This window comes from Arthrobacter sp. EPSL27 (assembly GCF_001512305.1).
GTDB lineage: Bacteria > Actinomycetota > Actinomycetes > Actinomycetales > Micrococcaceae > Arthrobacter.
On sequence record NZ_LNUT01000005.1, the window covers coordinates 1,369,829 to 1,385,536 of the forward strand.

Consider the following 15,708-nt stretch of genomic DNA (forward strand, 5'->3'; position numbering starts at 1 on the left):
CTCCGGACCTAGTAGTCAATCCTGGATTCGAGCGTGTTCCAGGTGGTGAACGGCTCGAGGATGGGCGGGGCCTGGGGGTCCTCGAGTTCCAGTTTCGCCACCGGCATCAGCGCATCGCGCTCGCCATTTTCGAAGTACTCGTAGAACACGGCGTCGTCGAAGCCCACGGACGCGGCGTCGTGCCGGTCCGCGGCGAACACCACCCGCTCCACGCGTGCCCACAGCGCAGAGGCCAGGCACATGGGGCACGGCTCGCAGCTGGTGTAGAGGGTGGCGCCGGAAAGATCGAAGGTGCCCAGTTCGCTGCACGCGCGGCGGATGGCCGTGACTTCCGCGTGGGCGGTGGGATCGTTGGTGGCGGTGACGCGGTTGACGCCGTCGAACGTCTGCCCGTCTGCGGTGACAACGACGGCGCCGAACGGGCCCCCGCTGTTGAGGACGTTGGCCGTGGCCAACTCGATGGACCTGGCCAAAAGTTCCTGGGCCGTGACAGTGGTGCTCATGATGCGACTCCCTTTTGCGGTGGAAGCCGGTACGCCGGGGTGGAAAGACAGGACCAGTTGCGACGGTTACCAGGCTTCAGCATGTGCTTTTGAAGGTTAAGTTGCGCCTGGTAGATAGCTTCCCCGAAGTCCGGGGGCCCGCCTTTGGCAAGATCGAGAGTAGCACCGCACTGTGGCCCGCGCCACACTTTTTGGAAAGTTAATTTCGTGATGTGAAATTCATGTTTCCGGGTCCTCACCCCCGGCGCGCCCATTGACGCGGAAGCCGCGGCCTGCCTAGGCTGGCCCGACCGGCCGCGGCGCCGGCACCCTGGATCAGCAGACAGGGCATCACTGAGCTGGCATTCCATTCCGCTCCCAGACAGGACACCATGATGCCCGCACCCACGCCCGAATCCCGGCTTTGGATCAAAAATCCCCTCGGCGCCTTTACCGCCAACACCCTCGACGCCTCCGGCGGAGTGGTGGTGAGCGGCGGCGTCATCGTCGAAGTGCTGGCGGCCGGGCAACTGCCCGCGGCGCCCTGCCAGGAGACCTTCGACGCCGGCCGCCACGTGATGCTGCCGGGGCTCATCAACACCCACCACCACTTCTACCAGACCCTCACCCGGGCCTGGGGGCCGGTGGCCAACGCTCCGCTCTTCCCGTGGCTGCAGAACCTTTACCCGGTCTGGGCCCGGCTCACGCCCCGGGACCTGGAGCTGGCCGCCACCGTGGCGCTCGCGGAGCTCCTCCTCTCCGGCTGCACCACAGCGGCGGACCACCACTACCTCTTCCCGGACGGCATGGAGGACGCCATCGACATCGAGGTCCAGGCGGTGCGGGCGCTCGGCATGCGCGCCACCCTCACCCGGGGCTCCATGAGCCTGGGCCAGGACGACGGCGGCCTGCCGCCGCAGTCCACGGTGCAGCCGCCGGAGGTGATCCTGGCGGACAGCGAGCGCCTCATCCGGGACTACCACCAGCGCGGCGACGGCGCCACGGTCCAGATTGCGCTGGCCCCGTGCTCACCGTTTTCGGTGACGCGGGAGATCATGGCGGAAACCGCCACACTGGCGGAACGGCATGACGTCCGGCTGCACACGCATCTCGCCGAAACTTTGGACGAGGAGGACTTTTGCCGGGAGATGTTCGGCCTGCGGACCGTGGACTACCTCGACAGCGTGGGGTGGCTGGGCAGCCGGACCTGGCTGGGCCACGGAATCCACTTCACCGATGCCGAGATCGCTGCGCTGGGGGCCGCCGGCACCGCCGTCGCGCACTGCCCCACCTCCAACATGCGGCTGGCCTCAGGGACGGCGCGGGTGCTGGAACTGGAGGACGCGGGGGTCCCTGTGGGGCTGGGCGTGGACGGCTCGGCGTCGAACGATGCCTCCAACATGATTCTGGAGGCGCGGCAGGCACTGTACCTGCAGCGGCTGCGCTACGGCGCGCAGGTTCCGGTGGAGCGCGCCCTGGGCTGGGCCACGCGGGGCTCCGCCGCGGTGCTGGGCCGGCCGGACCTGGGCCAGCTGGCCCCCGGCACGCAGGCCGACCTGGCCTTCTTCACCCTGGACGACCTGCGCTTCTCCGGCAGCCACGACCCCGTCGCGGCCCTGCTGCTGTGCGCGGCGGACCGGGCGGACCGGGTCATGGTGGGCGGGCAGTGGCGCGTGGTGGACGGCCAGATCCCGGGGCTGGACGTGGCCGGGCTTATTGCCGAGCACTCGGCCGCGGCGCGGAGGCTCGTGGCCGGTTAGACCGGGCCGCCACCAGCCGGCCCATCCAGCGCGAGACGGGACCGGGCCGGCGCCCGCGGTCGGCCGGGAAGTAGAAGTCCGGATCCGTGCCGCCGCGCGGATGGTAGGGCTCGGCTGGGACCTGCGCGGGCTCCCCGCCCTGGACACCTGGGGTTTGCTGATGCATGACACTCCTCGACTTCCGTAATTTGAAAATTATTTTCTGCTGTATGGAAACGCTAGAGCCGCGGCGCCGGGCGGTCAAGAGCCTGCGCCGCGGCCGCGCCCGGCCGCCGGTCACAATCGGAATTTTCAGATTGTGATGTACACCACCGCTTGACTGGGCTAGCCTTGAAGCTAACTCGTGGCGCAGGTCACGTAACCTGGGAGCAGCAGGCAGGGTTGTAATGAGCTGGCGTCAACTGACGTCGGCTCTTTTTTGTGGGCCGGCGGGAAAAGAAACGAACGCGAAACGCGTACGAAATTTCTATGTGGGAATTTGATTCCACATACCGGAAGTTGGGAACCCCACCATGAACAACAAGATCATCCTCGGACAGAACCAGTACGGTAAGGCCGAAGTCCGCGTCGTCAAGATCACCCGCGACACGGCACGCCACGAGATCGAAGACCTGAACGTCACGTCGCAGCTGCGCGGCGACTTCGCCGCAGCCCACCTCAACGGCGACAACAGCCACGTCGTGGCAACGGACACGCAGAAGAACACCATCTACGCGTTCGCCAGGGAGGGCATCGGCTCCCCCGAGGCCTTCCTGCTCCGGCTCGGCGACCACTTCACTTCCAGCTTTGACTGGGTGACCGGCGGCCGGTGGGAGGCGGAGTCCTACAGCTGGGACCGCATCCAGGCCCACGGCGCGGCGCACGACCACTCCTTCGTCCGCAACGGCCAGGAGGTCCGGACCGCGGTGCTGGTCCGCGACGGCGCCGACCGGCACCTCATCTCCGGGCTGAAGGACCTGACCGTCCTCAAGTCCACCCAGTCAGGCTTCGTCGGCTATCCGCGGGACAAGTACACCACCCTGCCGGAAACCACGGACCGGATCCTGGCCACCGACGTGTCCGCCCGCTGGCGCTACAGCACCGGCACGGACTTCGACTCCCTGGACTTCAACAAGAGCTACGACGACGTCAAGGCACTCCTGCTGGAGGGCTTTACCGAGAAGTACTCCCACGCACTGCAGCAGACCCTGTTCGACATGGGCACCAAGGTCCTGGAGGCGCACAGCGACATCGAGGAAATCAAGTTCTCGATGCCCAACAAGCACCACTTCCTGGTGGACCTCTCGCCGTTCGGCCTCGACAACCCGAACGAGGTCTTCTTCGCCGCCGACCGCCCGTACGGCCTGATCGAGGCCACGGTCCAGCGCGAGAACGCGGCACCGGCCGAGATCGCCTGGTCCGGCATCGCCGGTTTCTGCTAGAAAACCCTCCCGGCTCCGCCGTTGCGGAGCCGCGACTGTAAGAACCGCCGCCTGTTCCGGGGCCCCGCACCAGCCCGGCTGCGGAACAGGCGGCGGCTGCCCCACCAACCACATCTGTTAGCCAGACACCGTTAGCCAGACAAAGACGTCTGCCATGAACCAAGAAAGTCTGCCATGAACATGAAAAAGAAGCAGTCGGCGGTCAAGTCCCGCTCCGGCAGCACCACCACCGGCCGGCCCGAGGACGAGCGGCTTCCGATCGGGAGCACCTTCGCCTACGGCCTGCAGCACGTCCTGACGATGTACGGCGGCATCATCGCACCCCCGCTGATCATCGGCGCGGCTGCCGGAATGCCGTCGGAGGAAATCGGGCTCCTGATTGCGGCCTGCCTCTTTGTGGGCGGCCTCGCCACCATTCTCCAGACCATCGGCATCCCGTTCTTCGGCTCCCGGCTGCCGCTGGTCCAGGGCGTGTCCTTCGCCGGCGTCTCCACCATGGTGGCGATCGTGGACGAGGGCGGCGGCATCCAGTCCGTCTTCGGCTCGGTGATCGCGGCCTCCGTGATCGGCCTGCTGATCACGCCCCTGTTCTCCAAGATCATCCGCTTCTTCCCGCCGGTGGTCACCGGAACGGTCATCACCGTGATCGGCCTGACCCTGATGCCGGTGGCCGCCAACTGGGCCATGGGCGGCAACAAGGCGGCACCGAACTACGGCTCGGTGGCCAACATCGGCCTCGCGGCCGTGACCATGGCGATTGTGCTGCTCCTGAGCAAGGTGGGCAGCGCCACCATCTCCCGGCTGTCCATCCTGCTGGCCATGGTGCTGGGCACCGTCATCGCCTTCTTCGCCGGCATGACCGACTTCTCCAAGGTGACCCAGGGCGACATCGTGGCCTTCCCCACCCCGTTCGCCTTCGGCCCGCCCACGTTCCACGTGGCGGCGATCATCTCGATGCTGATCGTGATCCTGGTGACCCTGACGGAGACGTCCGCGGACATCATCGCCGTCGGCGAGATAGTCGGGACCAAGGTGGACTCCAAGCGCATCGGCGACGGCCTGCGGGCCGACATGCTCTCCAGCGCCATCTCCCCGCTCTTCAACTCCTTCACCCAGAGCGCTTTCGCCCAGAACGTGGGGCTGGTGGCCATCACGGGCGTCAAGAGCCGCTTTGTGGTCAGCGCCGGCGGCCTCATCCTGGTCATCCTGGGCCTCCTGCCGGTCCTCGGCCGGGTGGTCGCCGCGGTGCCCACCCCGGTCCTCGGCGGCGCCGGCGTGGTCCTGTTCGGCACGGTCGCCGCCAGCGGCATCCGGACCCTGGCGAAGGTGGAGTACAAGAACAACATGAACCTAATCGTGGTGGCCGCGTCCATCGGCTTCGGCATGATCCCGATTGCTGCCCCGGCGTTCTACGACCAGTTCCCGTCCTGGTTTGCCACCATCTTCCACTCCGGCATCAGCTCCGCCGCGCTGATGGCCATCGTGCTGAACCTGCTGTTCAACCACCTCAAGGCCGGCAACTCGGACAACCAGTCGGTGTTTGTGGCCGGCACTGAACGGATCGTCAAGGAACAGGACCTCAAGTGCCTGGCCGACGGCGACCGCTTCGAAAACGGCAAGCTGATCGACTGCGACGGCAATGAAGTCCCCGTGGAGTCGGCGTCGAAATCCGACCACTGACAGAGCGCGGCCCCGCCGCAGTAAGGGCAGCGGCCCCTTCCCCGGTCGGGGAAGGGGCCGCTGTTGTGGCTTGCGGACCGCAGAACGGCCGGGCGTCAGCCCTTGTTGAGGTCCTGGGAAATGGCCAGCGCAGCCTCGCGCAGCAGCGGCACCGCACGGTCCGCGAAGCCCTCGTCCACGCGGGACACCGGGCCGGATACGGAGATCGCCGCCGGGGTGGGCGCGTTGGGGATGGCGATCGCGAAGCAGCGCACACCCAGCTCCTGCTCCTCCTCGTCGATGGAGTAGCCCCGGTCCCGGATCAGCTTCAGGTCCGCAAAGAGCGCCTCGACGTCACCGATGCTCTTCGGCGTGGGGGTGGGCATACCCTTCCGGGTGACAATGCCGCGCACGGTCTCGTCGTCCAGCTCGGCCAGGATGGCCTTGCCCATCCCGGTGGCGTGCATGTAGCCGCGGCGGCCCACCTCGGTGATCATCCGCATCGAATGCAGGGACGGGACCTGCGCCACGTACATCACCATGTCCGAGTCCAGCACCGCCATGTTGGCGGTTTCCCCGAGCCGTTCCACGAGGGACTGCAGCTGCGGCCGGGCGAGCGCCCCCAGCTGCTTGTTGGCGGCCTCGCCCAGCCGGATCAGGCGCGGGCCCAGCGCGTAGCGGCGGTTCGGCAGCTGCCGGATGTAGCCCAGGGTCACCAGCGTGCGCAGCAGCCGGTGGATGGTGGGCAGCGGCAGGTCCGTGGAGGACGACAGTTCACTGAGGGTGACGTCGCCGCCGGCATCGGTGATCAGTTCCAGAAGTTCGAAAACGCGTTCAACGGACTGCACGCCTCCGGTGGCTTTTTCCGCCATGGCTTGGGTCTCCTGAGAGTTCGTTTGCGACAACTTTTATCCACATGGTGAAAAAAGTGCTTAGAAGACCCAAGATACAGCACCACCCGGCCGCCGTCGATGCAGTGTTCACATTGGTGGTAGGTGCTTGTATTTCCACAAAGTAGATAATAATATCCATAATACGAAATAAGTTAGAGAGCGAACGCCCGCCAGCGGGCCGACCAGGAGGAACATTCAATGGCGAATCCCAGCCCCGGAAATTCGATCACCCTGCGCGTGGAGGCACCGTCCAGCTTCACCGCCACCAGCGAACTGGCCGCCGCCGTCGGCGCCGCCGGAGCGGCCATCACGGCCCTGGACGTCACCGAGTCCCACCACGAGACCCTGGTTGTCGACGTCACCTGCAACACCACGGACGATGACCACGCCGCCCGCGTCAAGGACGCACTGAACGCGCTCGACGGCGTCACGGTCCGCAACGTCTCCGACCGCACCTTCCTGATGCACCTCGGCGGCAAGCTCGAGGTGGTCCCGAAGGTGGCCCTGCGCAACCGCGACGACCTCTCCCGCGCCTACACGCCCGGTGTGGCGCGCGTCTGCCTGGCCATCGCCGAGGACCCCGCCGCCGCCCGGAACCTGACCGTCAAGCGCAACACGATCGCCGTCGTCACCGACGGCTCCGCCGTGCTGGGCCTCGGCAACATCGGCCCGGCCGCCGCGCTGCCGGTCATGGAAGGCAAGGCGGCGCTTTTCAAGCAGTTCGCCAACGTCGATGCCTGGCCGGTCTGCCTGGACACCCAGGACACCGAGGAGATCATCCGGATCGTCAAAGCCCTCGCCCCTGTCTACGGCGGCGTCAACCTCGAGGACATCGCCGCCCCGCGCTGCTTCGAGATCGAAAACCGGCTCCGCGAGGAACTCGACATCCCGGTGTTCCACGACGACCAGCACGGAACCGCCATCGTCACCCTGGCCGCCCTGGTCAACGCCCTGCGCGTTGTGGGCAAGAACCTCTCCGAGGTCAGGATCGTCGTCTCGGGCGTCGGCGCGGCCGGGTCCGCCATCATCCAGCTGCTCAAGGCCCAGGGCGCCCGGAACATCATCGCCGCCGGCCGCTCGGGCGCCATCCACTTCGGCGAACAGTACGACGACGAGCACCGCACCTGGATCGCCGAGAACACCAACGAACAGGGCTTCTCCGGCACCCTGCACGAGGCGCTCAAGGGAGCCGACGTGTTCATCGGCGTCAGCGCGCCGCACGTGATCGGCGAGGAGCAGGTGGCATCGATGGCCAAGGACGCTATTGTGTTCGCCATGGCCAACCCCACGCCGGAAATCGACCCGGTGGTCGCGTCCCGGCACGCCGCTGTCGTGGCAACCGGCCGCAGCGACTTCCCCAACCAGATCAACAACGTGCTGGCCTTCCCAGGGTTCTTCCGCGGACTGCTGGACGCGGGCGCCTCGGACATCACGCCCGGGATGCTGGTGGCCGCCGCCGAGGCGATCGCCAACCGCGTGGCCGACGACGAGCTGAACGCCAGCTACATCATCCCCAGCGTCTTCGACCCGCACGTCGCCGCCGACGTCGCCGCTGCCGTAGCCGCGGCCGCCCAGGCGCCGGCCCCCGCGCTCGCCCACGCCTGATTCACCGCCTGCTGTACAGACCAGGAAAGGACCACCATGGCTCTCACCATTTCAGCCCACCGCCCCGTCGACCGTGCGGAGGAGATCCTCACCCCGGAGGCGCTGGCCTTCATTGAGGAACTGCACCAGCGGTTCGCCGCCACCCGCGGGGAGCTGCTCAAGGCCCGCGCGGTCAAGCGCGAGGAGGTGGCCCGCACCGGCCGGCTCGACTTCCTGCCGGAAACCCGCGACGTCCGCGAGGGCGACTGGACCGTGGCGCCGGCCCCGGCGGCCCTGCAGGACCGCCGGGTGGAGATGACGGGACCGGCCGCGCCGGCCAAGATGGCCATCAACGCCCTGAACTCCGGGGCCAAGGTGTGGCTTGCGGACCTTGAGGACGCCAGCACCCCCACCTGGTCCAACGTGATCGAATCGATCCTGAACCTCCGGGACGCCGCGGCCGGGACCCTGGCCTACACGGCCCCGGACGGCAAGGAGTACAGGCTGCGAACCGACGCCCCGCTGGCCGTCGTGGTGGCCCGCCCGCGCGGCTGGCACATGAGCGAACGGCACCTGCTGATCGGCGAGGAGCACACCGTGGGCGCCCTGGTGGACTTCGGCCTGCACTTCTTCCACACCGCCAAGCAGCTGCTGGAGAACGGCCACGGGCCGTACTACTACCTGCCCAAGATGGAGAGTCACCTCGAGGCCCGGCTCTGGAACGACGTCTTCGTCTTCGCCCAGGACTACCTCGGGATCCCGCAGGGCACCATCCGCGCCACGGTGCTCATCGAAACCATCCCGGCAGCCTTCGAAATGGACGAGATCCTTTACGAACTCCGCGACCACGCCTCCGGGCTGAACGCCGGCCGCTGGGACTACCTGTTCAGCATCATCAAGTACTTCCGCGACGCCGGCGCGCGCTTTGTGCTGCCGGACCGCGCCACCGTGGCCATGACGGCGCCGTTTATGCGCGCCTACACCGAGCTGCTGGTCAAGACCTGCCACCACCGCGGCGCCTTCGCCATGGGCGGCATGGCCGCCGTCATCCCCAACCGCCGCGAACCCGAGGTCACCGCCCAGGCGTTCGAGAAGGTGCGGGCGGACAAGACCCGCGAGGCGAACGACGGCTTCGACGGCTCCTGGGTGGCCCACCCGGACCTGGTGCCGGTGTGCCGCGAAGTGTTCGACGGCGTCCTCGGCGAGCGCCCGAACCAGGTGGACCGGCAGCGCCCGGAGGTCTCCGTCACCGCGGACCAGCTCCTGGACATTGCCTCCGCCGGCGGCACGGTCACCGAGGCGGGCCTCCGCCAGAACCTGTACGTGGCCACCGCCTACACCGCGGTCTGGATCTCCGGCAACGGCGCCGTCGCCATCCACAACCTGATGGAGGACGCGGCGACGGCGGAGATCTCCCGCTCGCAGGTCTGGCAGCAGATCCGCAACCAGGTGGTCCTCGCGGACACCGGGCGGACCGTGACCCGGGACCTGGTGGCCGGCATCCTCGCAGAGGAAACCGAGAAGCTCCGCGGCGAGGTGGGAGAGGACGCGTTCGCGAAGTACTACCTGCCCGCCAGCAAGCTCATTGCAGACATCTGCCTCACCGAGGACTACACGGACTTCCTCACCACGCCGGCCTACGAACTGGTGGGCTGAGCCGTGGCTGCACCCCCCTCCCTCTCCGCCGCGGACCTGGCGCACATCGATGACCGGCTGGCGGCCACGGACCTCCTGCTGGAGCGGAACTACCCGGGAGACGACGGCACGCGCCAGCCGGTGCACACCGTCTACGTCCCGGCGGACCGCTTCACGCCCGGCTTCGCCGCCGGCTGGGGCGCCGAGGCGCTGGCCGCGGCCGACGCCCACGGCGGCCTGGAACAGCTGGGCATGCTCCTTGGCCAGGACGCTGACCTGGCCGCCGCCGTCGCGCCCCGCGTGGCCGCAAAGCTCGGCAACGAGCCCATCGAGGACCTGCGGCTGGACTTCGAGGACGGCTACGGCGACCGGGGCGACGAGGCGGAGGACGCGGACGCTTCCGCCGCAGCGGCCGCCGTCGCCGCGGCGGTGGCCGACGGCAGCGCACCGCCGTTCATCGGGATCCGGTTCAAGTGCTTCGAGGCGCCCACCCGCGCCCGCGGCCTGCGCACCCTGGACCTGTTCGTCTCCGGCCTGGCCGCGGCCGGCGAGCTGCCGGAGGGGCTGGTGCTCACCCTGCCCAAGGTCACCACGGTGGCCCAGGTGCAGGCGATGGACTACGCAGTGTCCCGGCTGGAGGAAATCCACTCCCTGCCAGCCGGGCGCCTGCGGTTCGAGGTGCAGGTGGAAACCCCGCAGCTGATCCTGGGCCCGGACGGCACGTCCCCGGTGGCGCAGCTGCCACACGCCGTCCCCGGCCGGATCAGCGCGCTGCACTACGGCACGTACGACTATTCGGCGTCGCTGCAGATCTCGGCGGAATACCAGTCCATGGAACACCCGGTGGCGGACTACGCCAAAGAGGTCATGCAGCTGGCCGTCGCGGGCACCGGCATCCGCCTCTCCGACGGGTCCACCAACGTCATGCCCGTCGGCGACGGCGTGCAGGACGCCTGGCGGCTCCACGGCCGGCTGGTCCGCCGCTCGCTGGAGCGCGGCTACTACCAGGGCTGGGACCTGCACCCCGCCCAGCTGCCAAGCCGCTTCGCCGCCACCTACGCCTTCTACCGGCAGGGCCTGCCCGCCGCCGCGGCCCGGCTCCGCAACTACGTGGAACAGACCCCGGGGGGCGTCATGGACGAGCCGGCCACGGCCCGCGCCCTGGCAGCCTTCGTGCTGCGCGGCGTCCAGTGCGGCGCCGTCGGCGCGGATGAAGTAATGGCGATGGCCGGCGTCGGACTCCCCCAACTTGCTGCGCTGGCCCACCCCCGGCTGGCCCACTCCACTTCGAAGTAAGGACCAATGATGGGCAAGTACTACTACCCCCAGGGCGGACTGCCGCCGCAGACTCACCTCACCACGGAACGGGCCATCGTCACGGAGGCCTACACGGTCATCCCCAAGGGCGTCATGACCGACATCGTGACCAGCACCCTGCCGGGTTTCTCCAACACCCGCTCCTGGATCCTGGCCCGCCCGATCTCCGGGTTTGCAACCACGTTCTCGCAGCTGATCGTTGAGATCGGTCCCGGCGGCGGCGCCCCCAAGGCCGAGTTCGAGGCAGGTGTTGAAGGAGTTGTCTTCGTCACCAAGGGCAAGGTCAACCTGACCCTCGACGGCGAACTGCACCAGCTTGAGGAAGGCGGCTACGCCTACCTGGCCGCCGGTGCCACATGGGGTCTGGAGAACGTCTCGGATGACATTGTCTCCTTCCAATGGATCCGCAAGGCCTACGAGCGGCTTGAGGGTTACGAGGCAAAGTCCTTCGTTACCAGTGATGCCGAGGTGGAACCCACCGCGATGCCGGATACCGACGGCGCCTGGAAAACCACCCGCTTCACTGATTCCAGCGATCTGGCCCATGACATGCAGGTGAACATTGTGACGTTCCAGCCGGGCGGGGTCATTCCGTTCCCGGAGACCCACGTCATGGAGCACGGCCTGTACGTCCTGGAGGGCAAGGCTATGTACCTGCTCAACAACGACTGGGTTGAGGTGGAGGCCGGCGACTTCATGTGGCTGCGCGCTTTCTGCCCGCAGGCCTGCTATGCCGGTGGTCCCGGCCAGTTCCGCTACCTGCTGTACAAGGACATGAACCGCCAGATCCGCCTCACCTAAGAGCCGGCCGCACCACGGGGTCCGTTCCGCACTGCGGGGCGGACCCTTTGTGCACGCCCTCTTGTGCGCTGGCCCCCTTGTGCCCTGACCCCTTGTGCCTTGCGCAGCGGTTGCTAGCCTGAGGCTGTGAAATACGAACGCCTGTGGATCGGCATGCTCGTGGGCGCGGCCCTGGGCCTCGTGATCGGCGTGGTCAGCGCCGACAAGCCCTTCACCGGCCTGCTGGTTGGCCTTGCCGTCGGCGCCCTCGTGGGCCTGGCCGCCAGGAAGGACCCCTCCAAGGGCTAGGGATATCCCCTGTCATAGACACACCCCGCCCGTCACCCCCTTGACTCACCTGCCCTACCTTCCCTAGACTTTTCATAAAGCAGAATTAAGATTCCACAAAGCGGAAATAAGTTGAATGACTTGAAATAGCTGGAAACCGCACAGGGCAACGCCGCCCGGGTTCCAGTTCCCGCCTTCACCGGAAAGACACCGCCATGACCTACACCGTGAACTGCTCCATCCTCCTGACCGAACTGCCCCTCCTCGAGCGTCCCGCCGCGGCAAAGGCCGCCGGTTTCGACGCCGTCGAGTTCTGGTGGCCGTTCGCCGAGTCCGTCCCCGGCGACGCCGAGGTCACCCGCTTCGAGCAGGCCATCACCGACGCCGGCGTCCAGCTCACCGGCCTCAACTTCAACGCCGGCGACATGCCGGGCGGGGACCGGGGCCTGGTGTCCTGGAAGGGCCGCTGCTCCGAGTTCAAGGACAACATCGACGTCGTCGCCGGCATCGGCGGGCGCCTGGGCTGCAAGGCCTTCAACGCCCTCTACGGCAACCGGCAGGACGGGCAGACCCCGGAGGCCCAGGACGAACTGGCCGTCCGCAACCTCGCAGCCGCCGCCGCAGGCGTCGCCGGCATCGGCGGGACCGTGCTGCTCGAACCCGTCAGCGGCGCCCCGCGCTACCCGCTCCTCACCGCGGACGACGCCCTGCAGGTCATCGCCCGGGTGAAGGAGGAAACCGGCGCGGAGAACATCAAACTCCTCGCCGACTTCTACCACCTCGCCGTCAACGGCGACGACGTGGCCGCCGTGATCGAGAACCACGCCAAAGACTTCGGCCACATCCAGATCGCCGACAACCCCGGCCGCGGGGCTCCCGGAACCGGTGAGCTTCCCCTCGGCGAGTGGATCGCCCGCAGCCGCGAACTGGGCTACGAGGGCTACATCGGCCTCGAATACAAGGAACCGGCGGAAACCGCCTTCGCCTGGGCCATCCGCGAAAAAGCACACACGCGCTAGAACATCCCCCAGACTTCAGGAAAGAGAACCCTCATGAGCAACGTTGCAGTCATCGGACTCGGAATCATGGGCCTGCCCATGGCCATCAACCTCGTCAACGCCAGCCACACCGTCACCGGCTTCAACCGCAGCCAGGACAAGATCGACAAGCTCGTCTCCGAAGGCGGCAAGGGTGCCGCCAGCATCGCCGAGGCCGTCAAGGACGCCGACGTCGTCATCACCATGGTGCCGGACTCCCCCGATGTCGAAGGCGTGGTGAGCGGCCCCGACGGCGTCTTCGCCAACGCCAAGCGGGGCGCCCTGTGGATCGACGCGTCCAGCATCCGGCCCGACGTCGCCAAGCGCCTCGCCGGCGACGCCACCGCCGCCGGTATCCGCCCCCTCGATGCCCCGGTCTCCGGAGGCGAACAGGGCGCCATCGACGCCGCCCTGTCCATCATGGTCGGCGGCGACGCGGCGGACTTCGAAGCCGCCCAGGATGTCCTCACCGCCGTGGGCAAAACCATCGTCCACGTCGGCCCGTCCGGCTCCGGCCAGACCGTCAAGGCAGCCAACCAGCTGATTGTCGCCGTCAACATCGAGGTCCTGGCCGAGGCCATCGCCTTCCTCGAGGCCTACGAGGTGGACACGGACGCGGCCCTCAAGGTCCTCGGCGGCGGCCTGGCCGGCTCCAAGGTCCTGGACCAGAAGGGACAGAAGATGCTGGACCGCAACTTCGACCCCGGCTTCCGCCTGGCCCTGCACCACAAGGACCTGGGCATCGTCACCTCCGCCGCCCGCGAGGCGAACGTCGCCGTCCCCCTCGGCGCCCTCGCCGCCCAGCTTGTCGCCGCCACCGTCAACCAGGGCGACGGCGCACTGGACCACTCCGGACTCTTCAAGCAGGTCCTGCAGCTCTCCGGCCGGAAGTAGCCCCTCCCCACCCGAGGCCCCGCCCCCAACTCCCTCCGGGGAGGGGCACATTGACACGAAACGCCGGCCAGCCGCCGTCGTTCCCGCCGAAAAGCACGCCAAAGTGCCCCCGGACCGCCGGGCCTTCCTTCAGCACACCCAAAATCAGACTTTCAAGGAGCACCCCATGACAAAGATGCGCACCGTAGACGCTGCCATCGCCATCCTGGAAAAGGAGGGCGCCACCGAGGCGTTCGGCCTGCCAGGCGCGGCCATCAACCCCTTCTACTCCGCCATGCGGAACCACGGCGGCATCCGCCACACCCTGGCCCGCCACGTTGAAGGCGCCAGCCACATGGCGGACGGCTACAGCCGGGCCCAGGACGGGAACATCGGCATCTGCATCGGCACCTCCGGGCCCGCCGGCACGGACATGATCACCGGCCTCTACGCCGCCTGGGCCGATTCCATCCCCATGCTGTGCATCACCGGCCAGGCCCCCGTGGCCAAGCTGCACAAGGAAGACTTCCAGGCCGTGGACATCGAATCCATAGCCAAGCCCGTCACCAAAATGGCCATGACCATCCTGGAGCCCGGCCAGGTCCCCGGCGCGTTCCAGAAGGCGTTCCAGCTGATGCGCTCCGGCCGCCCGGGCCCGGTGCTGCTGGATCTGCCCATCGACGTGCAGCTGGCCGAGATCGAATTCGACATCGACACCTACGAGCCCCTGCCCGTCGAGAAGCCCGCGGCCAGCCGCCGGCAGCTGGAGAAGGCACTGGACATGCTCACCGCAGCCAAGCACCCGCTGATCGTGGCCGGCGGCGGCGTCATCAACGCCGGCGCGTCCGCGCAGCTGGTGGAGCTCGCCGAGCTGCTGGGCGTTCCGGTCATCCCCACCCTGATGGGCTGGGGCGCGATCGCGGACGACCACCCGCTCATGGCCGGCATGGTGGGCCTGCAGACCAGCCACCGCTACGGCAACGAGACCATGCTGGCGTCCGACTTCGTCATCGGGATCGGCAACCGCTGGGCCAACCGCCACACCGGCGGCCTGGACACGTACACCGCCGGCCGGAAGTTCGTGCACATCGACATCGAGCCCACCCAGATCGGCCGCGTCTTCTCCCCGGACCTGGGCATCGCCTCCGACGCCGGTGCCGCCCTCACGGGGCTGGTGGACCTGGCCCGGGAGCGCCAGGCCGCCGGAACCCTGCCGGACTACTCCGGCTGGGCCGCCGAATGCGCGCAGCGCAAGGCCACGATGCACCGCAAGACCCACTTCGAGAACATCCCCATCAAGCCGCAGCGCGTGTACGAGGAGATGAACAAGGCGTTCGGCAAGGACACCACGTACGTGTCCACGATCGGCCTGTCCCAGATCGCCGGCGCGCAGATGCTGCACGTCTTCGGACCGCGGCAGTGGATCAACGCCGGCCAGGCCGGCCCGCTGGGCTGGACCGCCCCGGCCGCCCTCGGCGTCGTGCGCGGCAAGCCGGACCAGACCGTCGTCGCCCTGTCCGGTGACTACGACTTCCAGTTCATGATCGAGGAGCTGGCCGTCGGCGCGCAGTTCAACCTGCCGTACATCCACGTGGTGGTCAACAACTCGTACCTGGGCCTGATCCGCCAGTCCCAGCGCGGCTTCAACATGGAGCAGAACGTCTCCCTGGCCTTCGAGAACATCAACTCCACGGACCTCTCCGCGAACGCCAGCGGCTACGGCGTGGACCACGTCAAGGTGGCCGAGGGACTGGGCTGCAAGGCCCTCCGGGTGGAGGACCCCAAGGACCTGGCGTCCGCGTTCGGCAAGGCCAAGGCGCTTGCCGGCGAGTTCCAGGTTCCCGTGGTGGTCGAGGTGATCCTGGAGAAGGTCACCAACATCTCGATGGGTGTGGAAATCAACGCCGTCAACGAGTTCGAGGCGCTGGCCGAAACCCGCGAGGACGCCCCTACCGCCATCCTGGCACTGCAGGCCTGAG

13 protein-coding genes are annotated in these 15,708 nt (G+C 67.8%); 11 read left to right on the plus strand and 2 right to left on the minus strand.

The window, feature by feature from the left end:
• Window positions 1-8: 8 nt before the first annotated feature.
• On the minus strand, window positions 9-503 hold the full coding sequence (locus AR539_RS17285; protein ID WP_066439574.1) for a nucleoside deaminase: 495 nt from the start codon (window positions 501-503) through the stop codon (window positions 9-11).
• A 374-nt stretch (window positions 504-877) separates the two neighbouring features.
• On the opposite strand from AR539_RS17285, the gene AR539_RS17290 reads away from it, so the two are divergent.
• The 3 genes from AR539_RS17290 (at window position 878) to AR539_RS17300 (ending at window position 5,343) form a co-directional block, all read left to right on the plus strand.
• A complete protein-coding gene (locus AR539_RS17290; protein WP_442854416.1) occupies window positions 878-2,242 on the plus strand; it encodes an 8-oxoguanine deaminase in 1,365 nt (454 codons plus the stop codon).
• A 512-nt stretch (window positions 2,243-2,754) separates the two neighbouring features.
• Window positions 2,755-3,663 (plus strand): factor-independent urate hydroxylase, encoded by a 909-nt coding sequence (gene pucL, locus AR539_RS17295; RefSeq protein WP_066439578.1) that lies wholly within the window; start codon window positions 2,755-2,757, stop codon window positions 3,661-3,663.
• Between the two features lie 174 nt (window positions 3,664-3,837).
• Window positions 3,838-5,343 carry a nucleobase:cation symporter-2 family protein gene (locus AR539_RS17300; RefSeq protein ID WP_066439580.1) on the plus strand — a complete coding sequence of 502 codons (1,506 nt, stop codon included), beginning with the start codon at window positions 3,838-3,840 and terminating at the stop codon, window positions 5,341-5,343.
• A 95-nt stretch (window positions 5,344-5,438) separates the two neighbouring features.
• Here the strand turns inward: AR539_RS17300 and AR539_RS17305 are convergent, their stop codons facing one another.
• Window positions 5,439-6,194 (minus strand): IclR family transcriptional regulator, encoded by a 756-nt coding sequence (locus tag AR539_RS17305; protein WP_066439584.1) that lies wholly within the window; start codon window positions 6,192-6,194, stop codon window positions 5,439-5,441.
• A 219-nt stretch (window positions 6,195-6,413) separates the two neighbouring features.
• Between AR539_RS17305 and AR539_RS17310 the strand changes: the two genes are divergently transcribed.
• From AR539_RS17310 to gcl, 8 genes are all read left to right on the plus strand, one after another.
• Complete coding sequence (locus AR539_RS17310) at window positions 6,414-7,820, plus strand: NAD-dependent malic enzyme (protein WP_066439586.1); 1,407 nt, start codon at window positions 6,414-6,416, stop codon at window positions 7,818-7,820.
• 36 nt (window positions 7,821-7,856) lie between these two features.
• On the plus strand, window positions 7,857-9,455 hold the full coding sequence (gene aceB, locus AR539_RS17315; RefSeq protein ID WP_066439589.1) for a malate synthase A: 1,599 nt from the start codon (window positions 7,857-7,859) through the stop codon (window positions 9,453-9,455).
• A 3-nt stretch (window positions 9,456-9,458) separates the two neighbouring features.
• Window positions 9,459-10,730 (plus strand): DUF6986 family protein, encoded by a 1,272-nt coding sequence (locus AR539_RS17320; protein WP_066439590.1) that lies wholly within the window; start codon window positions 9,459-9,461, stop codon window positions 10,728-10,730.
• A gap of 9 nt (window positions 10,731-10,739) precedes the next feature.
• Window positions 10,740-11,552, plus strand: coding sequence for a bifunctional allantoicase/(S)-ureidoglycine aminohydrolase (locus AR539_RS17325; protein ID WP_066440141.1), 813 nt, complete (start codon window positions 10,740-10,742; stop codon window positions 11,550-11,552).
• Window positions 11,553-11,678: 126 nt separating this feature from the next.
• Window positions 11,679-11,840, plus strand: coding sequence for a hypothetical protein (locus AR539_RS19425; RefSeq protein WP_157361047.1), 162 nt, complete (start codon window positions 11,679-11,681; stop codon window positions 11,838-11,840).
• A 194-nt stretch (window positions 11,841-12,034) separates the two neighbouring features.
• Complete coding sequence (locus AR539_RS17330; RefSeq protein WP_066439592.1) at window positions 12,035-12,838, plus strand: hydroxypyruvate isomerase family protein; 804 nt, start codon at window positions 12,035-12,037, stop codon at window positions 12,836-12,838.
• A 3-nt stretch (window positions 12,839-12,841) separates the two neighbouring features.
• Window positions 12,842-13,750 carry a 2-hydroxy-3-oxopropionate reductase gene (locus tag AR539_RS17335; protein ID WP_442854417.1) on the plus strand — a complete coding sequence of 303 codons (909 nt, stop codon included), beginning with the start codon at window positions 12,842-12,844 and terminating at the stop codon, window positions 13,748-13,750.
• Between the two features lie 166 nt (window positions 13,751-13,916).
• Window positions 13,917-15,707: a glyoxylate carboligase gene (gene gcl, locus AR539_RS17340; protein ID WP_066439596.1), complete on the plus strand. Its 1,791-nt coding sequence runs from the start codon at window positions 13,917-13,919 to the stop codon at window positions 15,705-15,707.
• The last annotated feature ends 1 nt before the right edge of the window (window position 15,708 follow it).